Annotated in this window: 13 protein-coding genes; 4 read left to right on the top strand and 9 right to left on the bottom strand. The window is 58.9% G+C overall.

Annotation, left to right across the window (positions count from 1 at the left end; all coding sequences use genetic code 11):
• Window positions 1-15: 15 nt before the first annotated feature.
• The 4 genes from ACSQ87_RS25545 to ACSQ87_RS25560 form a co-directional block, all read right to left on the bottom strand.
• Window positions 16-3,180, bottom strand: coding sequence for a hypothetical protein (locus ACSQ87_RS25545; RefSeq protein ID WP_436274637.1), 3,165 nt, complete (start codon window positions 3,178-3,180; stop codon window positions 16-18).
• Window positions 3,181-3,249: 69 nt separating this feature from the next.
• Window positions 3,250-7,362 carry a neuraminidase-like domain-containing protein gene (locus tag ACSQ87_RS25550; RefSeq protein ID WP_436274638.1) on the bottom strand — a complete coding sequence of 1,371 codons (4,113 nt, stop codon included), beginning with the start codon at window positions 7,360-7,362 and terminating at the stop codon, window positions 3,250-3,252.
• A gap of 102 nt (window positions 7,363-7,464) precedes the next feature.
• Window positions 7,465-12,201 carry a Tc toxin subunit A gene (locus tag ACSQ87_RS25555; protein ID WP_436274639.1) on the bottom strand — a complete coding sequence of 1,579 codons (4,737 nt, stop codon included), beginning with the start codon at window positions 12,199-12,201 and terminating at the stop codon, window positions 7,465-7,467.
• A 168-nt stretch (window positions 12,202-12,369) separates the two neighbouring features.
• Window positions 12,370-16,341 carry a hypothetical protein gene (locus tag ACSQ87_RS25560; protein WP_436274640.1) on the bottom strand — a complete coding sequence of 1,324 codons (3,972 nt, stop codon included), beginning with the start codon at window positions 16,339-16,341 and terminating at the stop codon, window positions 12,370-12,372.
• Between the two features lie 288 nt (window positions 16,342-16,629).
• On the opposite strand from ACSQ87_RS25560, the gene ACSQ87_RS25565 reads away from it, so the two are divergent.
• Both ACSQ87_RS25565 and ACSQ87_RS25570 read left to right on the top strand, forming a co-directional pair.
• Window positions 16,630-16,938, top strand: a complete 309-nt coding sequence (locus ACSQ87_RS25565) for a DUF6124 family protein (protein ID WP_436274641.1) — start codon at window positions 16,630-16,632, stop codon at window positions 16,936-16,938.
• Window positions 16,939-17,075: 137 nt separating this feature from the next.
• Window positions 17,076-18,134 carry an IS110 family transposase gene (locus ACSQ87_RS25570; RefSeq protein ID WP_436275078.1) on the top strand — a complete coding sequence of 353 codons (1,059 nt, stop codon included), beginning with the start codon at window positions 17,076-17,078 and terminating at the stop codon, window positions 18,132-18,134.
• A gap of 395 nt (window positions 18,135-18,529) precedes the next feature.
• Here ACSQ87_RS25570 and ACSQ87_RS25575 read toward each other — a convergent pair whose 3' ends face one another.
• The gene (locus tag ACSQ87_RS25575; protein WP_436274642.1) at window positions 18,530-18,889 is read right to left on the bottom strand and encodes a PilZ domain-containing protein; all 360 of its coding nucleotides are present in this window, start codon (window positions 18,887-18,889) and stop codon (window positions 18,530-18,532) included.
• A 244-nt stretch (window positions 18,890-19,133) separates the two neighbouring features.
• The gene (locus ACSQ87_RS25580) at window positions 19,134-19,520 is read right to left on the bottom strand and encodes a tetratricopeptide repeat protein (protein WP_436274643.1); all 387 of its coding nucleotides are present in this window, start codon (window positions 19,518-19,520) and stop codon (window positions 19,134-19,136) included.
• A gap of 172 nt (window positions 19,521-19,692) precedes the next feature.
• Here ACSQ87_RS25580 and pyk point away from each other — a divergent pair, with 172 nt between their 5' ends.
• Complete coding sequence (gene pyk / locus ACSQ87_RS25585) at window positions 19,693-21,144, top strand: pyruvate kinase (protein ID WP_046049690.1); 1,452 nt, start codon at window positions 19,693-19,695, stop codon at window positions 21,142-21,144.
• A gap of 277 nt (window positions 21,145-21,421) precedes the next feature.
• Here the strand turns inward: pyk and ACSQ87_RS25590 are convergent, their stop codons facing one another.
• From ACSQ87_RS25590 to ACSQ87_RS25600, 3 genes are read right to left on the bottom strand one after another with little or no spacing between them, the layout of a single operon-like run.
• Entirely contained in the window at window positions 21,422-22,171 is a 750-nt protein-coding gene (locus ACSQ87_RS25590; RefSeq protein WP_436274644.1) for an enoyl-CoA hydratase-related protein, read from the bottom strand.
• A 27-nt stretch (window positions 22,172-22,198) separates the two neighbouring features.
• Window positions 22,199-23,134 carry an iron-sulfur-binding ferredoxin reductase gene (locus ACSQ87_RS25595; protein ID WP_223430285.1) on the bottom strand — a complete coding sequence of 312 codons (936 nt, stop codon included), beginning with the start codon at window positions 23,132-23,134 and terminating at the stop codon, window positions 22,199-22,201.
• Window positions 23,127-24,233, bottom strand: coding sequence for a GGDEF domain-containing protein (locus ACSQ87_RS25600; protein ID WP_223430284.1), 1,107 nt, complete (start codon window positions 24,231-24,233; stop codon window positions 23,127-23,129). The genes ACSQ87_RS25595 and ACSQ87_RS25600 overlap by 8 nt, the downstream gene beginning before the upstream one ends.
• A gap of 514 nt (window positions 24,234-24,747) precedes the next feature.
• Between ACSQ87_RS25600 and ACSQ87_RS25605 the strand changes: the two genes are divergently transcribed.
• Window positions 24,748-26,271: a fumarate hydratase gene (locus ACSQ87_RS25605; RefSeq protein ID WP_129437918.1), complete on the top strand. Its 1,524-nt coding sequence runs from the start codon at window positions 24,748-24,750 to the stop codon at window positions 26,269-26,271.
• Window positions 26,272-26,294 lie beyond the last annotated feature (23 nt).

Genomic DNA, 26,294 nt, shown 5'->3' on the forward strand with positions numbered 1-26,294 from the left:
AATCGAGGGCGTGAGTCAGTCATACAGGATGCCCAATGAAAACGGCTGCCGTGGCGACAGCTTAAGCAGAATGTCAGCCTCGGCAAACCAACTAAAACTTCCGTCCTTTATATTTCCACATTCAACGCCCCATGCCAGCCCAGCCATGCCCATCGGCCGTTTATCCCCCAGCACCGGTGCCACGGTTACGCTCAGGTCGTTCGGCAATGTCCCCGCCCAGCCCAACCTCACAAGGGTATCCATGAGTGGATTGTCGACCGTTGTACACGCAATGCTGTACGAATAATTGTTAGCGCGACGTGGAAACGCCGTTTTTTCCCCAAGTTTGTTACCCGATTCGGGGGTTCGGTAAAAGACCACGCCCAGCCACGGGCTTGTCGGCAACGCGTCAACCTCCAGGGAAGCCGATGATGATTGCCCCGTGTAAGGGCTTTTTACCTCAGCCTTGACCTCAGCCGCGCCTGTGGTCTTCGGTTGATAGGCATAGGATGACCAGCCGTCCCCCCGAGTGGGCACGATCAACGCTTGCGCATCTTCCTTTCCTTTCCAGCTCACAGGAATATTCGCCACGGGGGCTTTTGTGTAAAACGAGCCCACTTGAACCCACACCCTGGCACTTTCATTCTCCGCCAGCACCGGTCTGATCGTCGCCTCACGCTGGCCGATGATTTCCAGCCGGTTGTGCCCCAGCGACATGGCCATCGATGTCGAGGTCATAGCCAGTTGCGGCAACGTCAACTGCAGTGAGAAGTCGCCTGCATGCTGGCTGTTAGAGCAATCGAGCGACCATTGTGCCCCGCCCGATACGATCTCGACACCAGCGCCCACAGCAGGCCTGACGATCACGTTCAGTTGCTCAGCCGGTATGCCGTTCCAGACGAGTTCCATCGATAAACCGGACAGCGGTCCCAATGGATTGGGCAGGAATGAGAATGCATGATTCGCCCCCAGGCACGGGTACGACGACACAGCGGAAAGCACCGGGGTTGTATCCAGCGAGACGCGGCCCTCATCGGCAAGATTTCTGGAGATCAATCGGCCAGACAGCTCCAGGTTCTGAATGATCAACCCAGTGCTCAGCTTCAACTCGAACCTGCCGCTCTTCGTTGCGCCGCCCGTGATCTCCCATTTCAGTCCGGCAGAGGTGAGCTTTTTTGGCACGCCAATGGGTGGGTCAAACGTCAGTCCCAGGCCCGGATCAGAATCCCGCCAGTCCAGCGTTACATCCTCGTCGAGCAACTTGCTGCCCGACTTGGGTGTAAGTGTCAGGATAACGGCCTCGCCACGCCAGCAGACAAAACCGAGCGCTGCGGGTACGTGCGACTTGTCAAATGTCCATTCAACCTCGGCCTTCCAGGGGTTCGTCGCCAAGGCCGTGAACGGGAATGTCTCTTCAAGCGTTTTTCCCTCCTCGCCGCGAACCTGGATTGTGGCGACAAGATCCTGATGGCCAGCTGCAGTCGGCTGATAGGACAATTCCGTCCAGCCCCCTTGGCCGGTGAGCGTCGTGACAGAACCGCCAGGCGTCTGCCATTCGACTTCCACGTTCTCCACGCCCTCCCGGGTCCCAGGTTCCACAAGCTGCAACAGCACCTGCACGCGCTCAGCTTGATCGATTACCGGGGAGCGATTGGCCTGGCGCGTATCACCGACAATGTACCGGTTGAGCCCCAGCGACATCCGATTGGAGCTGGACGTGTCTCGCAACCGTTCTGCCGCCAACAACAACTCAAACTCGCCGTCCTTCGTTGCATGGGTGCAATCGAGTGTCCAGACGACCTCCCCACTTGTCCAATCAACAGGCGTATTCAGTGGTGGATACACAGTGATGCCGAGCGACTCGGCCGATTCACCTTTCCAGATCAACATCAACGGATAGTCAGGCAGCTCGCTGCCCGGGGACGCACTCACGCGGACGGTGGACTTTCCCCCGCGGTGGGGATAGCCGGCCCTGCTACCCCAGGACGATTGTGCTCCGCCCTCAAAAGCCACCTGTGCAGAGTCAAACGGATCAGCCGCCAGCACTTTGACTTCCAGCGTTTTACTCAACACGCCGGACGTGTAATAGAGGCTATCAATAGCAATGTTGACCTGTTGCAGGCCGGCTACCGCAGGCGAGTATTCAACGCCGACACCACCGGAGCTGTCGGTGTGGGTGACTTTCGACTCACCTTCCAGCAACCAGACAACCTGGCGATCCACAAGGGGGAGGTCGGTGTAAAACGATTTCACCGTGCCTGTCAGACGGACTGACTGCTTATTGACGATCGGATCGAAATCACCGTTTTTGCAGTCTGCCAATGCGACGCGGTGATCGCCGATCGACAGTGTCAAAGGACAGGGTTCAGCATCCCACTTGCTGACAATCATCAGTTCAAGCTCACGCACAGATGCAGTGCCCGAGATACTGAATGACCAAGGGTTTTCCAGCATCTGCAATTGACCCAGTTTGGGGTCAATGACCACATTTGGGTCAAGGTCCTCGTTTTCGTCAGCCATCGACAAGGCAACTTCGGAGCCTTGCCACGCCCCGCCAGCCGCCTCCTGGAACGTCAGCGTGTGCGCCCCGTTTTCAGTGGCTCCCCGGCACAGATAAACGGTTCCATCGGCGTGCACCTGCTCATCGACCTGCACATGAAGCAGCTTCAAAGGCTCTAGTACAATCCCGAAGTGCACACGAGTAAAGCTCATTCCGGCGGGCTCGCTTCCGTTCGGAAAACCAAAAAGCACAGCAAGTGACTTGTTGCAGTCATCAGGCTGAAGGTCAACCACGTACTCGCGATACGTGGGAATGAAATCCAGAGGATCTTCTATCGACAGGATCTCGTTCGGCGGGTCGTCTGACGCCACCACGGTCCCGACCGGCAGTTCAATGTTCTCTCCCCATACATCATCGCGGGCGATTCGGAAAAAGCCGCTTGCTCCCTTACTTTGATACAGAAAGCTCAATACATGAGTCACACCCTCGCTGTGCAGCCCCGGCAAAAAGAACTTTTGCTCGAGCGTTGCCTGATCGACCAGGCGCGCGACGTAGATCCGTCCCCCTTCATAATCGGGTTCCTCCAGGCTGGCAGCGTCGTGTGGGGGGGCACCCTTTTTCCACCCCTCAAACCAATCATCTTTGTCAAAACTGCCATTGACTATCAGGCTCTCGCCTTTTCTTACGGATTTCTTATTCATGATGATCAAGTCCTTGTGTTCAACCAAAGTCGCCGACTGTGCAACCCACCGAAACCCCCTCACTGGAACTCACGGCGTCGACTCCGGGGGGGCGAGCAGCGTTTCCACTTCGCGTGCCAGGTCCGGTCCACCATCCCTGGCCCGATAGCGGACGGTAAAAATGATGTCGCTGAGAGCCGCAAGCATTGACGCTTGTTCTTCCTTGCCATGCCGGGGGAAGCTCAACGTCCACTTCGACACTGCACCGGTACCTTCGAAGGGCAGGTAACGGTCGTCGGCCGCCATGTCGACCATGCCGTTATCGTCCAGGCCGGTGGAAACGCAAATCTGTTGGCTGTTGCGCACGTTGATCTTGATATCCGGCCCCGCCGCGCTGTCCTTCACCCCGTGCATGAACTGCACGGCTGAAAACAGTGGTTTGGTCAACGTATGGCTTCCACGCTGCACCAGAATCGCTCGCACGTCCTGGTAAGGCCCCACCAGTACCGGCAACGAAACGCTGACCGAAATGATCTGCCGGCAGTAATGCCCGGGGTAATCGAGGTCGAACAGCTTTTGGGTGAGGTTGAAGTTCAGGCTGCCCGACCCGTCGATGGGGTCAAATACCGCCAGGGCCTCCCGCCAACAGCCATAGTCCTGATCCGGCGCATGAGCCGGATTGTCGAACAGCTGTCGCAACGACACCGTCTTGACCAGCTCCAGCCGCCGTTCGTGCCGTTTGAGGTACTCGCTTTCCAGCAACAGCAAGTCCAGTTTCAGCGACTCGGCCGCCGTCAGGCCGTGGTACTTCTCCATCCACACTTCCGGGCGAATGAAGGACTTGGTGTCATAGTCGCCGGTTTCGTAGCGCATGCAGGTTTCAACGGTCTGACACAGTGAGATCACCGCATCATGGGCCGGAAAACAGAGGTTCTTCATCTGGCCCAGCATCCAGGAGCTGAGTTCGACCGTGGTCAAGCGCTCCTGTTTGTAAAACGTGTAAAGCGCCTGAGCCTGGGCACTCGCGGTTTCGGTTTGGCGCAGGCTGGCCGTGGCCGCGCTGATGGAGTGGTCTTGAGCCACCAGTTGCTGATCCATCGCCTGCAGTTCAAGCCTGGCCTGCTGGCTGTTGAAGTTCCAGTCTTGCTGGCGACGCCGGTAGTGTTCGGAGCTGGCCATGCGGTCGGCGTCCATGAGCAAGCCTTCCGAGATCACTTGCATCCCGTAACCTAAAGCACGAAAGGGGCTGCCAACCTGATGACCGCCATTGGCCACACCGAAGACATTGGGAAATGTATCGATAATGGCGCCCACGCCCATCAACCCGGTACTCGTGGCAGCAAATATTTTGCCAGCCAGTATTTGATCCATGACCTGGTATTCGGCCACCGACACATTCTCGCTGGATAACTGCTCGTAGTGCTCCATGCGTGCCTGCACCTGCCCCCGGGTTTGCAACAACGCATTCCTGGCCTCTTGCAACTGGCTGATGGTTTCCTTCTGAACATTTTCGGCAAAGGCACCCAACTCGATCAAATGGCTCTGTTGCAATTCCTCCTGCTGACCGCGATCACGCTGCTCCATATGAAGGCGCAATTGCTCGCCAAAACGCGCATGGATTTCCAGGGCACGCAAGGCCATTGCCAGCATCGTGTTGAACCGATGCGGCGGCACCACCAGTTGCCCCCCCATCCGTCGCGCCAGACCTTCGGTGCCGGCCGCTTGTGCCCGTAACAATTCCTGAGGGTCTGCTGGCGGCGCGTAAAGGGGCAGGGACAACGGTTTCCCATCCAGCGTCAGGTAATGACGCAGGTTGAACATTCGTTGACTGATTTCACGGTAAGTATTCAGCCACTCCTGATTAAGCGGTGCCCGAAAGACTTTGACCCCCAGCATCTCCAGTCGGGGTCGAGTGGTCGTGCCCTGGGGCCAGGCGTCCGCCGACAGCACGAATGTTTGCTCGAACTCCCTCAATGTCTGACGTTCGCCCAGTTCGCGAATCAGATCTTCGATGGGTTTGGGCACCCAATCGTTGGCCGTACCAAACTCAGGGGCTTCGCCCATCAGCGACTGCGCACGCAAGTAATGCAATTGCGCCGCCGCCAGACTGTCGCGGGTCAACTGCCGGTACAACCAGTCGCCCCATTCGATCAGCGTGCGTACATACCCCATGAACAAGGCAATCTGGTAGTGCCTGGGCCTGGCATAGGCAATGGCGTCCGGGTCATTGGGCAAGGCCAGTTCATGGGCAATGTCGCCAGGCAGGTTGAGCGGCCGGCAGCGCCAGTAGTCGGGGGCGTCCGGAACACCGAGTTCGATGTCCGCAAAAGACTGCGCCTTCAACTGCGGATCGAACAGGTAATGACTCCAGCGCTGAGCCTCAAGAAAACGCCCTTCATCGCGCAGGCGACGGGTGACCAGGTGCACCAGGTGAAAAAACAACTCCCAGAAGTACAGCCCATTGCTGCCGTCGAAGGGGCCATTGATTTCTACGGCACCATTGGGCAGCGCGGGTTCTGGCAAATGCTGGGTCGTCCAGTCCAGTACCGCCGCCACGGAAATATCCGCCCGGGCCACCAGTTGCGGGCCGATCAGCGTATTCAGGCGGGTATAACGCAATTTTTGCCCGTCGATCGCATTATTGAAGTCCAGAAACTGCGCCGCCGAGTCGGTGCTTCGATGGAGTTTTGGCACCTCATACATTTGCGGTGATGAGGAAAGCTTCACCTCGAAAGCGTTGCGACCGTGCCCCTCGGCCCCAAACACAAAAGGAATCGCCACTCCGATCGGTAATAAACCAATATCGCGTTTGATTTCCATCCACGGTGTGCGCAGATTTCCGTCGATCTTGAGCTTGCCTGTCCATTCCTTCTGGTCTTCTTCTGTCGCGGCGGTGAATTCAAGTTTGAACGTCGCCTCGACCCCGCCAAGGTTCTTGTCGCAGGTTCCCCGCACCCGCAGGACGTCCTTCAACGTGCCAGCAACCGACTCTCGCGCAACGGTCGCCTCCAGCTTGAGGTACGCATTCAGGCCTCCCTGCTCTTGGGTTTTACTGTCCACCGTCAACACAATTCGCTCCTGTGGCATGACGGTGTACTGCAACGTATCGCGGTCCTTGAACCGTACATGCGCCAACTCCAACAGGGCGGCCATTTCGTTCGGCCGCTTGCGAAACAGCGTGTCACGGATCTCGTAGATGGAAGGCTTGCCATCGTCATCCTCGCCCATCGACGAGACGCCGGTGAAACACACCGCCAGTTTGTCATCCGCGCCGCGTTGCTCAGCAAACACCACCGCCACCAGACGCCCCGTTAACGGTTCAAAGTCCTTGTCGTACTTCGACTGGTGCAAAGTCACCGGAGCGGACCATTGCCCACTGATCGTCACGAAAGACGCCAGCACGTCCAGCCGCGCCGGCTTCACCTGCTGACCTTCATCGTTAGTCAGCGCCTCGACCCAGGTGGCCCAGACCACGGACAGACGCCCCCTCCAGAACACCGGACGAATATCCAGCATCGTTCCAGTCAACGGAATATCGATCGCTTGCCACTCGCCCCAGGCCGTCGGGTTGACATAGCTCGGGTTGTCAGTGACATCGATCCGCGCCTTACGCCAGAAATACCGGTAAGGCGGAGTGCGCTCCCTGCCGATGAAATAATACGTGGCGTCCTTGAAGGCGCTGCGGTCGATATAACCGCTGAGCACCTCCAGGTCACAGGTTTCCTGGAAGGCACGCAAATACTCCTTGATCGCGCTGTGCACGGAATCTTCGGTGAGCCTCGTCTGGCTCAGGTTGCTTTCAAGGGTTTTGAACAAACTCGTTCGTTTGATCCGCAACGAGGGATCGATAAAATTTTCCGGGTAATCCTCGACCATTTGATTGGCGGCCCAGATATCAAAGCGACTTTCGATGTTCTGCCAGTACTCCACATCTTCAGGGTCGAAACGCGCCTCGGAATAACCCGGTTCCATGCCGTTGTATACGCTATTGATGTACTGCTGGACGCTGGCGATCGCCTGCGCCACATGAGTGGTCCGAGGCTCGGCACTGACCTGCGGGTCGACGAATAACAGCTCGTACAAATCGTCCCGGGTCACCGGTATTACACCACCCGGTTGTTTAATCAGTCGTGGATTACGCGCGAGGCTGGCGACGGCGTCGAGCAATGACTGAGCCATTGGGCCCTGGTTGGACATCGACATGTTGGACTCCCATCCTGATAACTCAATGCCTCAGCCCGACAGCGGGCGCCGGGGCAACCGTGGTGTACCGAACGCAAGGGCCTGATGGCCCCGGCGAGACATTCAGCTCGCGGCGGGCTTTCTCAACGTGCCCGGCAACAGAAAAATCTCGCTCACTTGCGAGCAATTGAGCGCTAACTGGAAATCGCCATCGCGCACATCGGCGCAATCGATGAGCCAGGACAACGGTTCGTCCGGTTTAAACGCTTCGGTAGCGGCAAGCCTTGGCGTGAACGTAATGCCCATTGCGGCGGCGCTATGGATGGCACTCCAGCCGACAACGGCGGTCGCATTTTCCCTTTCGGGCAGCGCACTCACCGGCTCGATCTCCAGCCGGTAGCGACTGTTTCTCAGCAAGGGCAGCGTGTCGTTCACCTGTTCTACGAGGTATTCGGCGTCGTTCTCCAGCCTGAAGAGCTTGACGTCCCATATAAAAGCCGCCTCGACGGTCAAGTCGAAAACCTGACTGGAGCGCTGGTCTTCCGGTTGAGCCGTTACCCTGTACTCCCCTTCGGTACTGACCTTGAATGGGAACGTCGAGCGCCCGGCCGAATCGGTTTCGATCGTAATGCTTTGGGTGACGGCCCCTTTTTTCGAGCTCAACTCACTACGCCATGTGACCGGGTAATTCGTGATCGGACGTGCGAGTTTCAAGCGGCTGTCCTTGAGCCCGATCCAAAGCATGCTCGGCTCACGCGCCCCGGCGACAGGGACCCTATAGTCGGTGGACCAGTCCGTAATCAACACATCCTCAGCCACGAAGATCTCGATACGCTCCTGCAGACCGAGCGTGCCGACTTCCGCCGTCACCTCCGATTCACCCGCGTGGGCCAACAGGGACGTCCAGACAGCACGACCGTGCTCATCGGTCTTCTCGGTTCCCACAGTGGCTCCCACACTCCATCGAACCACGTAGCCCGAATACCCTTCACCGTCTAACCCAATCACATCACATACCAACCGTAACGACCGGCCAACCACGGCTGCCGAGTCGATATAAAAGGCTTTGATGCGGGGTTCATCGACATATCTGATGTCGGTGAACACTGTGGCCTCCCCGCTGAGCGCATGCCGGGCAGTGACTCTCTCCGCCCCCGGCTGCCGACTAGTCAAGTACACCCTGGCGATACCCTCGTTGTTGGTAAAGGTTTCCTCCGGACTGATAGTGCCCATCGTCGAGGACCAGGAAATCGGCTTGCCGATGGCCAGGTTTCCATACTCATCGATGACCTGCACCGAAACCCTGGCGGTGTCTTTCCCATCGGCCAGCAAGTCGCGATCCGGCACGACCTCTTTGCTGAGCGTCTTAAAGTACAGAGCATCACCGCAATCGATCACTACGGTGCCCGCATGGACCTCTTCACGCATGTCCAGCCTATACGACACATGAGCAGCGCCCATTTCACTGTCGGCCAGCAATCGGGTCGACGTCTTGCCCTCATGGTCGGTACGGGTGGCGTAATCCAACAGCACCCCGACTCCGCTGTGGCTCCAGTACACATCGACATACTTCATCAACTCGCCGGCGAAGTTGCGCAGGACCAGAGTGAAGGTCGCCATTTCACCCGGCACATTGGCCACCAGTTTTTTGTTGTCCACCTGGCAACGTACATCGACGCTTTGGCCGAACTCGCCAAGGGGCTCGTCCTGTCCGCTCACAGACGCGCGCGACAGGCTTTCCAGCGCACGTTCTGCAGCCTCGCGATAGGCTTCGTCGCTGCTTTTAGGCGTCAAACGGCCCAACGTCAGCAACGTTGAGAACCCCATGCCTGTCAGCTCCTCGCCTTCCAGTAACCGCAGCAGCAACGCCAGTTGCGGCAGATTGCGGATCAGCGGTTTGGGTGCCCCGGATCCGTCCTGCGCAGGCGGGTTGACATGGACGGCGCACTCCAGAACGTCTCTGATGCCACAGCCGAAAAAGTCGGCCAGCTTCCCGGCCGCCGCATCACGTACCAGGCTCAGGGCATCCTCGGAGAGCTCCTCGGGCAGTTGATTGACCATTTTCAAGTAGTCGAGCAGTTTCTCAGCCGGTTGCCTGGCCAGTTTCACGGCCCGACCGTACAGGGTCAGATAGAAGATGGTTCTCAGTGACAGCTCGCTTCTGTCCTCCACGCCGAACCAGGTCGATTGCCCACCTTCCAGGTACTGCACCAACATCGCTGAACTGAGCTTGAGCTCGCGGGCCACACTACTGCGCCGGCGCAATTCGACCAGCAGCCGCAAAAATTCCCGTTGCTCGGACTCCTCAGGATCAGGGGGCTCAACCGGCTCCTCGGCGGCGTCCGCCAGCCGGCCTGCGGGAATGGCCTTGATCGCCTGGCCAAGGAGTTGATACGCATTACCGCCCGACCAGTCGATAACCGGCAGTACCAGGTCCGAAGGCAACTCCAGATACACCGCAAAACTTTCCTGCACCACCGAGCGCTGTCCCGTCCGGGTCTTCAACACCGCCGTCAGTATGGTGTCTTCTATCCAGGGCCTGCTCTCTGGCGGAACGTCGGCGACCTTCACTGCCGCCTTGATTTCCACACTCGCGCGATCCCGGTAACTGTTTTCGGACTCCCCACTCCGGCCGATAATCAGCCCGGCATCGTCCACCAACTCTGCAAGCAGCTGCATCCAGCCTCGAAGGGTCTTGTCGGGTGGTACCCCTGCGTCCAGCAGTAGTGCTTCGCTCATGCGTACCGGTTGCAGTTGGGTACTCAATTGCTCCAGCAACTTGAGTTCCGCATCGGCCGCCGCCACCGGCACCTGCACCGGCTGCACATGCTGCATCAGCCACATTGCGCTCAACTGTTCGTGCCGGCTCCAAAACACTGCCGTAAGCGCTGCATGGATAACACTCAACGTATCGGTCTGCGTCGTGAATTTGTGCAGGGCAACCTGCGTAGGCCCCGCCAACCGGGCGAGCCAACCATCGTTTTCGGTATCCAGAAAATCCAGCAGCGCCACCCCTTCCAGCGGGCTGATGCCAAGCAAGCGAGGCAACCGCACCAGTCGATAAAAACTCGACAGCACCGAGAGGCTGCGCTTGAGCTTCATGGCCGACATGCCGGCCCCCGGGTCATGGGCAATGGCAATCAACACGGCCAGATACCGGTAAGTGCTGAAGGTAATGCCCAGGGCCGCACAAATGTGATCGGCGGTACGTTGATCTTCGTCGTTTTGCGGGACCACGGAGAACTCGACGTCATCGATCTGCAGTGGCTTGAGGAACAACGATTGCGCGTTGTAAATACGGTCGAACTGCGAGAGCTCCTTGCCCCGCCCATACACCGAAACAACGTCCAGAAAGGCCGCACACTCTTCCGCCGTACAGCCGTAATCGCCTCGCAACTCTTGAAACAGGCCAATAGAGCGCATCGTGTCATCAGTGATCCAGATGACTTTGACGCGCGCCGATCCTCCACGGTTTTCGGCGTTGATTGACGCAATGATCAACTGGTCAGTCTCGTAGGCCGCCAGACCCAGCCAGCGATCCAGACGCACTTTGCGATTGATGCGGTCAAAACGATGCTGGTTGCTGCTGTCAAGATTCCGCAGCCTGAAATTCACTGCGTTGCCGCTGCTCACCCTTTGCAGATAGATTGGCTCTCCCTGGCCACCATTGACATACACCGATCCGAAATCGACCGGGGTGGTCGGCGCGGCAGGATTGGTTTCGTCGATCGGCCTGAGCGGGTCTCGCCCCTTGAGCAGGGCCGGGGCATTGGGAGACAACACAGGGGCAAACTCCCCAATGGAAAACAGCGCCTCCACCCCGGTCTGATCAAGCTGAGTGGCCCGGCTGAATGCATCGAGGTCCAGCAAATCCTGATAGCGCTCACAGTTGAAGTTGTCCCGAAAAAAGTCCTCGAGCTGGGTATTCGAGGGCTCAACGACATGCCGGGTTCGCGGGTTGACCCAGGGCACCACTGGACTTTTATCACCGAGGGAGGACGAGGCGGGCGTGTGCCCTGGCTCGGTCAACAGCGCCTGCTGTCCGGGCGCCAGGCCTGACGTCATGCGCAAGGCAATATCGGAATTGGCACCACGGGCCCCCGTTTCCTTGAAGTACGGATACTGCAAGTCAGTCAGGCGCACGATATCGCCCAGCAGGTTGGAGGTCCTGCGAGCCTTGACGGAAGATTCAATGGTTTGCCAGGAGCGGTCGAAAGGTAATGTGTTCGGGTAGCGCGTGGTGATCAGCAAACCGTCGATGTCCAACGGAATCTGCTTGTTGGCCTCGATGTTGGCCATCAACACCTCGGTCACGATACTGATCGCCGGTTCCACACGATTGACCGCACCCTCGTCGATCAAAAGAGCCCACAGATCGGGACGTCGCATGTTCAGACCAATGCTTTGCCCTGGCGCCCCGCTGGGCTCAATATTGAGTAACGCCCATTGAATGATCGACATCAGGTACGCCACCGGGGAAACGCTGGATTCAATAGACCCGGCGGGGCTGCTGTTGGCCAGATCCGGCTTGAACAGATCGGCGAACGTCGGCCCGTCAACCAGCGCTCGCACGCCGGTACGCGGCCCGCGGCCGGCATCCTCGTGGCGCGTTAAACGCTGCTCGCGGAACTCACGCGCCAGGTACCGGGCCAGGCTGTAACTGCGCTGCAGCAACAGACGCCCCTCGTGCGCGGTGAGTTTGAACTCCTTGCACAGATCGGCCTGGCGTCGCTGCACCAGATCGAACACGTTACCGCCCTTGTCCATGAACGCCTGCAACGTGCCCAACCGGGCAATGCGCGCCTCATCGAAGAGATTAACCAGCAGTTGCTGGCTGGGACGAAGACTGGAACCTGTCATTGTCATGCTCCTTGATTGACCGATAGCGCCGAGCATCGGCCTGGGCGCTTGAAAAGCGCACACTGTGGGGGAGATTCAATACCTGCACCGGACCCTCGTCTACTGTCATAAATGACAGTAGACGCGACCATTTGTCTGAAGTTTCACGCATCGGGATGACACGCTCATTCAACCCGCGTTAACCACCCGCAACTGGACGTTTACCGGCATCCAGTCAGAAGCTGTCCCGGTTTTGGTTACATTCCCGTTAAGAACAAACAGGCCCACTGGCAACACACGTGTGACGATCGCCCAATGCCCCTGAGCGTCCGCCACACCCGTGCCGTAATCGGTATGACGGTCACCGCTCTTGCGCAGGTTCACGGTCGCCCCAGGCAATGCGGTGCCGCGGATCAATGAGCGAGGGGAGACTTGAGCATTGTTCTGTGGGCTGAGCACGACCAAGGGGCTGATTGTGGTGGTCACGGTGACGCTGATCGGGGCGCAATAGACTGAGAACTGGCCGTCGATAAACTGTCGCGCCACCATCTGATACGGCCCATCAGCCAGCACAGGAAGACGAAGCGACCACATACCCTGTGCATTCACGATGGCGCTGGCTTGGACCTGCGTCAGGTTGTTGTGCTTGTACACATCGACACGGGCACCCGGCATGCCAGTACCGCTGATCTGTGGCTGCACTTCGACTTGTTCGTTCATCTGCGGCCCGGTAATGACGGGGCCTGGAAAATTGGCGGCTACCTGAACCACAGTGAAAGCCTGATTTGACGGCCGCAAGGCCGACGACACTTCATCCCGGAGCTGACGAACTGAATAGGTAAACGCCTCTTCCGGCAACGCTTCCTTGAAGCTGGCCGTCCAACGACCCTCGCGGTCCACGAAACCACTGGCCAATTCGTTGAGGGCGTCTGCTTCAAAAATCTGAACATAAGCCCCTGGCACACCACTGCCCGACATCACCGGCTTGCGCCCTACGCGGTCACCTGACTTTGGGTAATCGACCGTCGGTGCCGCGAAGTCCCTGGCCATTTTCTTCACCATAAAACGCCCGCTTTCGACCCACTCCGATACGACGCCCCCAGAGATTTGTCGCACCACGACCCGGTAAGCCCCCTCCGGCAACGTTTGCGAGCTCTGTATTTCCCATCGCCCGTTGGCATCGGCAGTCGTGGACGCCAGCACCAGCGCAGGGTCGAAGCAGGAGGCAACGATGATCGCCGCCCCCGGGGTGGCCAGCCCCCGGTAAAACGGTTGGGCGCCCACCCAGTCACCGGCGGCCGGTTCGTAAAGGGTCGGCCCGGCAGCGAGCAACGTCACAATGCTGACGATACTCCAGTCTGACGTCGTTCCACCGAGGCTACTGCGTGCAATAAGCGAGTAAGGATTTCCCCCTATCAGCGTTTTGGTCAATTTGCCAGACCAGTAGCCATGTTCATCCACCACAAAACTACCAATGACATCCATGATACCGTCCCGCATCACGCTCACCGTATCGCCGGGATAACCCGCCCCGGACGCCACTACCCACGCTGGCGTGACGAATTCGCCCCCGCTCGGGCTTTCGATCACCGGCGCATTCGATACGACGGTGAACACACGAGCGATACTGGCCCGCTTCCCGCCCTTGTAACTCTGCTCGGCCACCATTGTTGTCGGGCCCACAGTCGGCAGGTTGACAGTCCGGCGCCAATGGCAATCCGCGCCCACCTCAATGTCGGATGCAATCACCTCGGTGCCAATCTTCAGCGTGACCAACGCTCCGGGTATACCGGTGCCCGCCACCTCGCTGCGGCGAGCAAACCGGGCATTAGCAGCGGGCGTAGTGATGATCGGCAACCCCACCTTGACGTTGAAGGTTCTCTCGACACTGCGTTCGGATGGATACGTCCCAAACTGTTGCACGACATAGATAACCTGCTGCCCCTCTTTCTCGAACTCCTTCTCGAGCTCAACCGCCCAGGCACCCGTGGTCAATACAGTCGTTTGCCCCAGCACCTTGCTGCTGCTCGTAGCGTCGAACACTTTGATCGTGCTGCCCGGGTAAGCGTTCGTGCCCCGGACGATGAGTTTGAAACCCACCTCGTCATTGTTCTGCGGGTAAGTAATGCCCGGCACGGGGGTTTTGACCGTGAAGGTGTGATCCTTCCAGCCCGATGTCTGGCCGCCAAACTTCGCTTGTACCTGAACGGTGATCCGGCCGGGAGACGTCAGCGTGGCGTTAAAACTCCACGCCCCTGTCGTGGCGTTGGACTTGAACTTATGGATCTCCGCGCCATCCTTGTAGCGCACGACGACCTCGGCATCCGGCCAGGTGGCGCCCACGAATAGTGTCGTCAGCGCCACGGACGCGTTGGCAGCCGGTTGGGTGACGCTCGGGAGGTCAGGTTTGATGATCAGATTGGGCGCTGTTGCCGCAGTGGACCAGAGGTTGTTCATCCACTGCAAGACAGTGACCGTGTAAGTACCGGGGGGCAACTTGGCAGTAGCCCTGACAGTCCATGTACCGTTAGTGGCCACATTTGTTTGCAGAAGGACATTAGTGCTGCCGTTGAGCCGGACTTCGATCCTGGCAGCGGCCTGCCCCGTCCAGACGTTGCCTCGCCCGGTGAACGTCGGGATCTGCCCGTTCAGGGTGAGTGCGATTGCGGTCGGAGGTGGCACGGGTACGTTAACGGGGATCGGTGTTCCTCCCCACACGGAATAGATCCGACCGCCTGCCCCGTCAGAGACGCTTTGCCGTAAAGCCATTGAATACGTGCCCGGCAGCCAGTTGGTTTTTTCCGCCGTCCAGTTGTTACCAACCACGGTACCTTGAGCTTGAACGCCTCCAGCCCCCCCATCATGGGAAATCTCGACCAGAGCCCCCGTGTACCCGGCCCCCGAGAACTTTACTGTTGCAAACGATAGGTACGTGACAGTGGGCAGCTGTAACTTGGGCGGTCGGATTTTATACGTCCTCGGAGCGGCTCTTGCAGTACTGACAGCCCCCAGCTTTTGCAGCACGGTGAGGGAAAGAGGCCCCGGGGTTAAGTTACTGAGTGCCACACTCCAGCTTCCATTACTCTGGACATTACCGACGCCCCAAGATTTGTTTGTGGCGTCAGTCAAGACTTCGACCTGGACATTCTGATTACCCAACCCGCTGCCACCGGTCATCGTGAAGGCTTGTTCCTGCTCCGTCCCCGCGCCTGGGCCAGTGATAGCTGGTACACCCAGGACTATCACCGAAGAAGCGGTCTCCTTCCAGCCACTTTCACTATTATCCTTTTTCTGCTTTGCACTAAGTTTGTAGACGCCTTGCGGCAAGTCCCGTGTGAGCGTCGTCGACCAGTTACGAAGTTCCCCTACCCTTGCGGTGCCATAAACCGTCGTACCATCACCCGATTTGTGGATATAGACCATTGCGCCTGGCTCACCCGTTCCTGAAACAACCGGCTTGCTCACCCCGATCACACCATTGGCACCCGGGAGGGTGATGGACGGTGCCGGGCGCAAGTGGAAGGTAAAGGGATCGGAGTAGGTCTCCGGCGGGTAGCCACTCATCCCATGTTTAACCTTTGCCACATAGGTACCAGGCTCTAATGACGCATGCAGCGCTCGTGACCAGTTACTGCCACTTTGCAGGGTCGCTTGATCGCTTAGCGCTTGATTATTATCTGCCCGAACAATTTGTACATGACCGTACGGTGTTGCGAATCCTGAAATAACTGGCGTGTTGCCCCACAGTGACTGTGATGGCTGGGTGACTGTCACCTTCACACCGACGTAGAAACTCTCTGTAGTGTACCAATCTGTCCACTTGCCATTCGTACCCAAATGAGCGTACCAAATGACATATTCATCAGGTTCAAGACCCCCTACGTACATACTCCACGTACTGCCTTCAACGCTCTGGTCTAGAGTGCGAACATGTTCTAGATTTCTACCTTTCTTGAAACCCAGCTGGACTGCCTTGATATTCGATAACCCGCTGTCAGAGACAAGAAAATTCTGTATTACCATCTCCCCCTTGCGAGGACGCGTGAGATTTCGCGGATAAGGATAAACAGCATCTGGTTGATCTGGTTGATCTGGTTGATCTGGTTGATCTGGTTGATCTGGTTGATCTGGTTGATCTGGTTGATCTGGTTGATCCAACATGATGGCGCTCCGATGCGAGGCGTACAGCCACTTTATTGAAGCCATTTAAAACCTGAAGGCTGTGCGCAAAACACCTGTAAAAAATGACAGTCCAGACGAACGGTAACCGTCTCCCAGCCTTAATTCCCCCGCGTTTCCAACTCCCTCAGTCCGCGACTACATCTCCTTGCGCCGCAGCCTACACATCCGCCAGATTCCGCCGGTTGCTTGTGCGCCTTGGCCGCCATGGCTAACGTGAACCCTGTCGCTGCCCATCAGCAATCGGGTTTAGTCTCCCGGAGGTCGTAGGTGCACTGCACGCCAAATGCTCAGGTACTCCCTATCCCTGAACTCTATGGTGGCTGTGCGCAGGGCACCCTCGGGCGCGGCGGTTTTTCGTATCTGCAGTGGTCTAATTTCCCCGATGCAAACACCGAAGCCTTGACCATCCAGACCTACGAAACCTTTTCGACGGTCAGCATTCTGCTGCTCGACCTGGCCGAAAGCCTGGACGACAAGCCGCGACATCTGGCGATGGCGATTTATCAGTTGAGTGAGTTGGGGTTGATGCTGGTGGAGAGGTCGCTGGAGAACGAGACGGCGATCAAGACGACGTAGCAATAAATATGTAATTGAATGGACTCGCCCAAGCCGAGGCGTCTGTGCGCCACGGTGGCATTCTTATAGAAGCCAACGACAGCGAGGGCGAGGCCATGAAAAAGCATACGACGATCAATCAGTCTTTGTCAGCCGATGTGTCGGCATGCACCACAGTTGCGGTAGATCTTGCCAAAAGGGTCTTTCAGGTCGCAGGGGAGGATACCCTCGGTCACGTGATATTCGAGGCTCGAATCAAGTCGCGCGAGACCTTCCAGGTGTTTCTGCACAAGCTCCCTGTGAACGTGACCGTATTGGTGGAAACCGGGCCAGGCGCTCAGGCATGGGCGCGGTTACTGCAAATGCAGGGCAATCCGGTGCGCATTCTGCCGGCCCAGCATGTTGCCAAGCATCGCAGTGGCCCGAAAAACGATCGCAACGATGCATTGGCTATCCTGCGTGCAGGCCGCGATTGCAGGATCTCAGCCGTTCCGGTCAAGAGCGCGGCGGCACTGGCGATGCAGGCACTGCACCGAGCTCGGCGGGGATATATACGGCGCCGCACTGCAGTGAGCAATCAGGTGCGCGGCTTGCTGCTGGAACAGGGTGTGGCTCTGGCACAGGGCGAAATGGCGATCAGCCAGCTCGTGCCTCGGATATTGGAAGACGCTACCCAGCCGTTGCCCGATCTACTGCGCGAACTGATCGCCGAACTGCTGGGTGAATGGGGTCAACTGGGTGACCGCGTCAACGCACTGACCGGTCGGCTGGAAACGGCGGCGAAAGAGAGTGAGACCGCGAAGCGGCTGATGACGGTGCGCGGTGTGGGTCCAATCATCGCCACGGCGCTGCTGGCCAAGCAGACCGAGCCCGAACGCTTCGCCAGCGCTCGGCAGTTTGCCGCCTACTTCGGGTTGGTCCCCAGCCAGCACAGCAGCGCCGAGAAGGTTCGGTTGGGCAAGATGTGCAAGCATGGCGATGCCTACTTGCGCAGTCTGGCGATCCAGGGTGCTCATGCCGTTTTAAGACAGCTACGACCTGACTCAGAGCAGCCGGACGATCAACGTCTCCAGCGTTGGATCTCCCGCTTGGGTCGCAAGGAGGCGGCCGTGCGATTGGCCAACCGCAACCTGCGCATTCTTTGGGTGCTACTGCAAAATGACCAGACTTATCGTCGCCAGCCGGGCAATGGCCGGGAGGCTGCGATGAGTCACTGATCAATAGAGTTCTGCCACCGGGGCGTTAAGCCGCTCCAACCCATGCTAAAGAACATTGACCCCAGGTCAGACCGTCGCGGATTGATGCCTGAGCTGCTACCGGCCCTTGAGGCCTCACTGTAATCGGCATACCGCGCGCTTATCCAATGTTGGCCAGAAGCTGTTCAAGGCTTCCTCGAACAGGCCTGATACATAGATGCAACCGGGTAGCAGTGTTCAGAAGCAGGTTGAAAGTGGGGGCGAGTCCATACATAGCAGCTGGCGCAGCCTGCGTTCGGCTGCGAAGCAGTCGTAAACCCGAGATGCCCGGCCTACCTGATTCACCGCGAGCTCTGATTTTACGACTGCTTCGCAGCCGAACGCAGGCTGCGCCAGCTGCTACAGGTTGTTGGCGTTCAGGCGGAGGCAGGCAACGGCTGAAAACTGAAGTACTGCTTCAACGCCTCGACCAATTGCCCATATTCCGGCGGTGCCCGTTGCAGGCTGAACCCGGCGTCGTAATGGAGAGGGGTCGTGTCTTCATGGCACCACAAACAACACGCCTGAAGATCAATGACCTGCATGCAGCCATCGCTGGCGGGGATTTTCAGGCGCAGATCGAAATCGGCGCCGATCATCATCGGCAACTGACTGATCAGCATCAGCCCGTCTTCGGACACGTTGCCCAGAAAGCCGATGGGTTTGTCGGTGACGCTGTTGAACACTCTTAGAAAATACGGCAGTTGATGCCGCTCGATCCGGCGGTCAGTAAACATGCGCAAATGGCCCAGCAAGGCTCTTAAGCAGAGCCGCACTAATGCTTCGGAACGGGCCTGCTTCTATTTCTTATATAGGCATAGGCGCGCTCTCCCCGATCCCGGTGCGACAGTCCTTGAGCCGCTGTCGCTTACTCCTGCCGATCACAGGTGTTACGTCGATTTAGAGGTGAGGCTCTAACACCGATCTATTCGACTATAGCTCACCACCGCCGGTGAGCCAGCCTCTGAACAACCAGGACAATCAGAACTGCGTCGGGCGCACGACCGCAGCAGCACTTCGCAGCGGATAGTGGCCCAGCGACTGCAAGGTTTCCAGGCGGGCGCGGGCGCGGAAGGCGTATTCACTTTGCGGGTACGAGGCGATGATGAACTGGTAGGTTTGCGCCGCATCGACAAACAGTTTCTGCCGTTCCAGACACAACCCGCGCAACATCGACACCTCCGGCCACACATAAGGCCGCGCGCGGCTGGCGCGTTCAACTTTGGACAGCTCGAGCGTCACCTGCTCGCAATTGCCACGGTCATAGGCGCTGTAGGCGTTATTCAAATGATGGTTCATCGACCAACGGGTGCAGCCCGTGACGCTGAGGGCTGTGATGGCAAGGGCGGCAATGAGCACGAATCGCATGGGGGTTCTCCTGTCTTGAGCTCTGTATCGACCCGTGACGCGAAATCTTCAGGATGCCGGTAACCAAAAGTATTCGGTTCAATAAAGAAACGAATAAGTAGTGCATTCGAACAATGACTACACCCGCAGAGCATAGTAGCCTCACTCAGCGCTTGAACTCAGGAGTCTATGCATGTCCGTCCGTCGCACCAAAATCGTCGCTACCCTTGGCCCGGCCAGTAACTCGCCGGAAGTTCTCGAACAGCTGATTCTGGCTGGCCTGGACGTCGCCCGCCTGAACTTCTCCCACGGCACCCCCGACGAGCACAAGGCTCGCGCGAAGCTGGTGCGTGACCTCGCTGCCAAGCACGGCCGCTTCGTCGCCCTGCTGGGTGACCTGCAAGGCCCGAAAATCCGTATCGCCAAATTCGCCAACAAGAAGATCGAGCTGAAGATCGGTGATCAATTCACCTTCTCCACCAGCCATCCTCTGACCGAAGGCACCCAGACCATCGTCGGCATCGACTACCCGGACCTGGTCAAGGATTGCGGCGTAGGCGACGAGCTGCTGCTCGACGACGGCCGCGTGGTCATGCGCGTTGATACCGCCAATGCCACCGAGCTGAATTGCACCGTGCTGATCGGCGGTCCGCTGTCCGACCATAAAGGCATCAACCGTCGCGGTGGCGGCCTGACCGCTCCGGCCCTGACTGAAAAAGACAAGGCCGACATCAAGCTCGCTGCCGAAATGCAGGTCGACTACCTCGCCGTGTCCTTCCCGCGTGACGCCGCCGACATGGAATACGCCCGTCAACTGCGCGACGAAGCCGGCGGTACCGCCTGGCTGGTGGCGAAGATCGAACGCGCCGAAGCCGTGGCCGACGACGAAACCCTCGACGCGCTGATCAATGCATCCGACGCGGTCATGGTTGCCCGTGGTGACCTGGGTGTGGAAATCGGCGACGCCGAGCTGGTGGGCATTCAGAAGAAAATCATTCTGCACGCACGCCGCCACAACAAAGCTGTGATCGTGGCGACCCAGATGATGGAGTCGATGATCCAGAACCCGATGCCGACCCGCGCCGAAGTGTCCGACGTAGCCAACGCCGTGCTCGACTACACCGACGCCGTGATGCTCTCGGCTGAAAGTGCTGCCGGTCTGTACCCGCTGGAAGCGGTGCAAGCCATGGCGCGCATCTGCATCGGCGCTGAAAAGCACCCAACCAGCAAGACCTCCAGCCACCGCATCGGCAAGGTCTTCGAAAGCTGCGACCAGAGCATCGCGTTGGCGGCCATGTACACCGCCAACCACTTCCCGGGCGTGAAGGCGATCATCGCCCTGACCGAAAGTGGCTACACGCCGTTGATCATGTCGCGCATCCGTTCCTCGATTCCGATCTACGCATTCTCCCCGCACCGCGAAACCCAGGCCCGCGCGGCCATGTTCCGTGGCGTCTACACCGTACCGTTCGACCCGGCATCGCTGCCGCCTGAGCAAGTCAGCCAGGCCGCGATCGACGAGTTGCTCAAGCGCGGCGTAGTCGAGAAAGGCGACTGGGTCATCCTGACCAAGGGCGACAGCTACCACACCATCGGCGGCACCAACGGGATGAAAATCCTGCACGTTGGCGACAAGATGGTCTGAGTTTCAAATCGCTGAAAAACAAAAGCCCCGCCATGTGAATGGCGGGGCTTTTTGCTTTTTGTGTGGAGGTGTTTGGCTTGAGTTTTGTGTCGACTTTCAGATCCACCCCCCTCACCCCAGCCCTCTCCCCCCAAGGGGGGGCGAGGGGGAAAGGGAGCAGATCGGGGGCGTTTCAGGTCCTGAGTTCGGCTCGATCGTTCAGGTCGATGTAGTTAGCGCAAACAACTCGGTCGGCTCCCTCGCCCTCCGGGAGAGGGCTGGGGTGAGGGCAGGCTTTTCAGTGGCGTTTGATAAACCCGGTCAACGCCGCCATCGCTTCCGGAGAGCGCAACCGTTGGGTGAACTGTGCGCTCTCTTCTTCTATTGCCTTGCGCAGTTGTTCGCGGTCCGGGGCTTTCATCAATTGCTTGCTGATGCGCACCGCTTCCGGTGGCAGCGACTCGAAACGCAACGCCATCTCCCGCGCTTTGGCCAGCGTCTCTTCACCACTGCCCAAGGCTTCAGTCGCAATCCCCCACTGCGCGGCCTGCTCACCGCTGAAGCCTTCGCCCAGCAGCAACAACTCGGCAGCTTTGGCCTGCCCGAGCAGTCGCGGCAGGATCAAGCTGGAACCAAACTCCGGGCATAACCCGAGATTAACGAACGGCATGCGAAGGCGCGCATCGCGGCTGACATACACCAGATCGCAATGCAGCAGCATCGTCGCGCCAATGCCCACGGCTGCACCGGCCACGGCAGCGATCACCGGTTTTCGGCATTCGAGCAGGGTGAGCATGAACTGAAACACCGGGCTGTCGAGGTTGCTCGGTGGTTGCTGGATGAAATCGGCGATGTCGTTGCCAGCGGTGAAGCACTCGGCGCTGCCAGTGATCAGCACGGCGTTGATTTCAGGGTCGGTATCGGCCAGTTTCAACGCTTCAGCCAAGTGGCTGTACATGGCACGGGTCAGGGCGTTTTTCTTGTCCGGGCGGTTGAGGCGCAGGATCAGCAGGCCGCGCTCACGTTCAAATTGGATGGCATCGCTCATGGTCGGTCTCGCATCGAAAATCAGCGCTCAACCGCGGAGAACAAAGACGTCCGCCAGCAGTTGATTGCGCGGCAATCCCGCCAGATACAAGCGCCGGGCAAAGGCGTCGACGCTGTCAGGGGCCCCGCAGAGTAAGGCCAGGGTTTGCCGTGAAACAAGCCGCAGTTGCGCCAAAGCCGCGGGCAACTCGGCCGCTGTCCACAGTTCAATGCTCAGGTTCGGGCGGCTGGCGGCCATGGCTTGCAGGGGTTTGGCCAGGTAATGCGCCTCGGCATCATGGGCCAGATGAATGACGCGAATGGCACCTTGGTGATCTTGCCGTAGTGCTTCACGCAAGATACCGAACAACGGCCCCAAACCCGTGCCGGCGGCCAACAGCCAAAGCGGTCGGGTGTTCCAGTCCGGGTCGTAATGCAAGGCCCCGCCGCGCAACTCGCCGAGACGGATCGAATCGCCGATTTTCAGCTGACGGGCCGCGTCGCTGAATTCACCCGGCTGGCGACAATCAAGATGGAACTCCAGAAAGCGATCCTCTTCCGGCAGGCTGGCGAGGGAATATGGCCGTGCCACGTTGCCCGCCCACAGCACCAGATGCTGGCCGGCGCTGTAGCGCAACGGACGCTCGGGGGTCAGGCGCAAACGCAACACGCTGGCGCTTAACCAATCGACAGCCGCCACCTCGGCCGGGCGGCCATCCTGCTGAGGATCGAAGGTGTGCACCTGCAAGTCCTCGACCACCTGACACTGACACGCCAGGCGCCAGCCTTGCTGTCGTTGGTCTGCGCTCAGGGCGTCGGGGCGGCTGTCACTCGGCAGCCCTTGTACACATTGCACCAGACACGCATGGCAACTGCCGGCGCGACAGCTGTAGGGCACCGATACGCCGTTCTGATTCAACGCATCGAGCAGGTTGCTGCCCGCCGCCACCGACCATTGGCGTTCGCCGACCCGTAACTCAGGCATCGACGTTCTCCCACGCGGCCGCACAACGATTGCGGCCGTCACGCTTGGCGCGATAAAGCGCCTGATCGGCGCGCTGCAAGGCTTCATCGAGATCGTCGCCCAGTTCGAGCAACGTCATACCCGCCGACAAGCTGAGATGGGCGACGTTGAGTCCGACCAGCTCTACATCGGTGAACGCAATGCGCAGCCGCTCGCAACAGGAGGTCAAGCGCTCGGGGTTGCAATCGGGCAACAGCACGACGAATTCTTCGCCACCGTAACGGGCCAGAACATCGCCATCGCGCAAGCAGGCGGTGGCCACGGCGGCAAAGGCTTGCAGCACCTGATCACCGGCGGCATGGCCGTGCACATCGTTGATGCGTTTGAAATGGTCGAGGTCGATCAGTGCCAGGCCATGCATGACATCGACGTCCATGGCCTTCAGCTCACGGGAGGCCAGGCGCAGGAAATGCCGGCGATTAAACAGCCCGGTCAGTTCGTCGGTGGCCACCAGGTCTTCGAGCTGGCGCATCATCCCGCGCAGGGTGTCCTGATGCGCCTGCAAGGCAAATCGGCGCTGACGCATGCGTTGACGGGAGGCCTGCACGTGACGGGCATAAAGTTCCAGCCAGACCAGCACGATGAGCAGCACGCACACCTGCAACGCGGCCAGTGCCGGGTCGGGTAACTGGAAGTGGTAGCCCTCCCACAGCGTGATCGCGCTGAAACTGACGAACACCAACAGCGCGCACCGTAAGAAGGCAAAGCGCGAAAGATGGAACAACCCGAACAGCAGAATCAGCACGTAGAACACCAGGAACGCGCCGCGTGCCTCGTCCAGATGGGCGATCAGCCAGGTTTGCCAACCCAGCCCCATCAACACTTGCGCTTCAGTCAGGCTGGGGTCGGAAAAACGCAGGTTGCAGCCGCTGTAAAACACCGCGAACAACGCCGCCTGACTGATGACCACCAGCGCACTGCCGATGGCCACGTTGGACAGGGATTCATCGTAATGACCGGTGAAAAACGCCAGCCACAACAGCAACAAAGCCAGGGCGTAGGTGCCGGCTGCGAGGGCAAAGCGTTTGAGCAACAAGCGCTGGATGGCGTTATGGGTCAATCGTTGACTCACCGTGCGAAGGGAGGCTGCTTGAGTGTCCTACTCTACAGACCGAATGCCACTTTAGTAGCGTGCCTGATAAATGACCATTCAATTTTAAGGGCGGAAAACTGGCGCCAATGTCATGACTGCGCGTGTAAACCATTTCCCCTCACCCTAGCCCTCTCCCCAAGGGGCGAGGGGACTGACCGAGGTGATTAAAAGCTCTACATCGACCTGAATTACCGAGTCGATCTCAGGATCTGAAAGCCCACGATCTGCTCCCTTTCCCCCTCTCCCCCGTGGGGAGAGGGTTGGGGTGAGGGGGTGGATCTCCCTACCCCCCCCAATCCTATGCGACCAACGATTGACTACCGGCGGGTGTGCCCGGAACCGAGGCGCGTTATACTGCCGCGCCTTTTTAGCGTCGCGCCAGCAGCCCCGGCGTGCCTTGTAAAGGTGCTTGCAACCGACCGATGCACCCAAGCTGCAAGCACCTTATTGAATGTTCCCGTCTTTTAGAGGAGCGCGACTCATGACCGTGATCAAGCAAGACGACCTGATTCAGAGCGTTGCCGACGCCCTGCAGTTCATTTCCTATTACCACCCCGTTGACTTCATCCAGGCGATGCACGAAGCCTACCTGCGCGAAGAATCGCCAGCGGCCCGTGACTCCATGGCGCAAATCCTGATCAACTCGCGGATGTGCGCCACCGGCCACCGCCCGATCTGCCAGGACACCGGCATCGTTACCGTCTTCGTTCGCGTGGGCATGGACGTACGTTGGGATGGCGCCACCATGGGCCTGGACGACATGATCAACGAAGGCGTGCGCCGGGCTTACAACCTGCCGGAAAACGTCCTGCGTGCCTCGATCCTCGCCGACCCGGCGGGCGCTCGTAAAAACACCAAGGACAACACCCCGGCCGTTATCCACTACTCCATCGTTCCGGGTAACACCGTGGAAGTGGACGTGGCGGCCAAGGGCGGCGGTTCCGAGAACAAGTCGAAAATGGCCATGCTCAACCCGTCCGACTCGATCGTCGACTGGGTGTTGAAAACTGTTCCGGAAATGGGCGCCGGCTGGTGCCCACCGGGCATGCTCGGCATTGGCATCGGCGGCACCGCCGAGAAAGCCGCCGTGATGGCCAAGGAAGTGTTGATGGAATCCATCGACATTCACGAGCTGAAAGCACGTGGCCCACAGAACCGTATCGAAGAGATGCGTCTGGAGCTGTTCGAGAAGGTCAACCAACTGGGCATCGGCGCCCAGGGCCTGGGTGGCCTGACCACCGTGCTCGACGTGAAGATCATGGATTACCCGACCCACGCCGCTTCGTTGCCGGTGTGCATGATCCCGAACTGCGCCGCCACCCGTCACGCGCACTTCGTGCTCGACGGTTCCGGCCCGGCCTCGCTGGAAGCGCCACCGCTGGACGCCTACCCGGAAATCGTCTGGGAAGCTGGCCCATCGGCCCGTCGCGTCAACCTCGACACCCTGACTCCGGAAGACGTGCAGAGCTGGAAGCCGGGCGAAACCGTCCTGCTCAACGGCAAAATGCTCACCGGTCGCGACGCTGCGCACAAGCGCATGGTCGAGATGCTCAACAAGGGCGAAACCTTGCCGGTAGACCTCAAGGGTCGCTTCATCTACTACGTCGGCCCGGTTGATCCTGTGCGCGAAGAAGTAGTGGGCCCTGCCGGTCCGACTACCGCGACGCGGATGGACAAGTTCACCCGTCAGATCCTTGAGCAGACCGGCTTGCTGGGCATGATCGGCAAATCCGAGCGCGGCCCGACCGCAATCGAAGCGATCAAGGACCACAAAGCCGTTTACCTGATGGCAGTCGGCGGCGCGGCTTACCTGGTGGCACAAGCCATCAAGAAATCCCGCGTGGTGGCTTTCGCCGAACTGGGCATGGAAGCGATCTACGAGTTCGACGTCAAAGACATGCCAGTAACTGTTGCGGTCGACAGCAAGGGTGAGTCGGTACACATCACCGGTCCTGCCATCTGGCAGAAAAAGATCAGTGAAAGCCTGGCGGTGGAAGTGCAGTAAGCGCTTCAGCCTGCCATTACGGC

This window comes from Pseudomonas sp. LjRoot277 (genome assembly GCF_964253845.1).
Lineage (GTDB): Bacteria > Pseudomonadota > Gammaproteobacteria > Pseudomonadales > Pseudomonadaceae > Aquipseudomonas.

What these genes read in the sequence shown, in the direction of transcription:
- ACSQ87_RS25580 (WP_436274643.1), bottom strand. Translation starts at nt 19,520, where the DNA reads ATGCGATTCGTGCTCATTGCCGCCCTTGCCATCACAGCCCTCAGCGTC.
- ACSQ87_RS25545 (WP_436274637.1), bottom strand. Translation starts at nt 3,180, where the DNA reads ATGAATAAGAAATCCGTAAGAAAAGGCGAGAGCCTGATAGTCAATGGC.
- ACSQ87_RS25550 (WP_436274638.1), bottom strand. Translation starts at nt 7,362, where the DNA reads ATGTCGATGTCCAACCAGGGCCCAATGGCTCAGTCATTGCTCGACGCC.
- ACSQ87_RS25555 (WP_436274639.1), bottom strand. Translation starts at nt 12,201, where the DNA reads ATGACAGGTTCCAGTCTTCGTCCCAGCCAGCAACTGCTGGTTAATCTC.
- ACSQ87_RS25605 (WP_129437918.1), top strand. Translation starts at nt 24,748, where the DNA reads ATGACCGTGATCAAGCAAGACGACCTGATTCAGAGCGTTGCCGACGCC.
- ACSQ87_RS25595 (WP_223430285.1), bottom strand. Translation starts at nt 23,134, where the DNA reads ATGCCTGAGTTACGGGTCGGCGAACGCCAATGGTCGGTGGCGGCGGGC.
- ACSQ87_RS25560 (WP_436274640.1), bottom strand. Translation starts at nt 16,341, where the DNA reads ATGTTGGATCAACCAGATCAACCAGATCAACCAGATCAACCAGATCAA.
- ACSQ87_RS25590 (WP_436274644.1), bottom strand. Translation starts at nt 22,171, where the DNA reads ATGAGCGATGCCATCCAATTTGAACGTGAGCGCGGCCTGCTGATCCTG.
- ACSQ87_RS25575 (WP_436274642.1), bottom strand. Translation starts at nt 18,889, where the DNA reads ATGTTTACTGACCGCCGGATCGAGCGGCATCAACTGCCGTATTTTCTA.
- pyk (WP_046049690.1), top strand. Translation starts at nt 19,693, where the DNA reads ATGTCCGTCCGTCGCACCAAAATCGTCGCTACCCTTGGCCCGGCCAGT.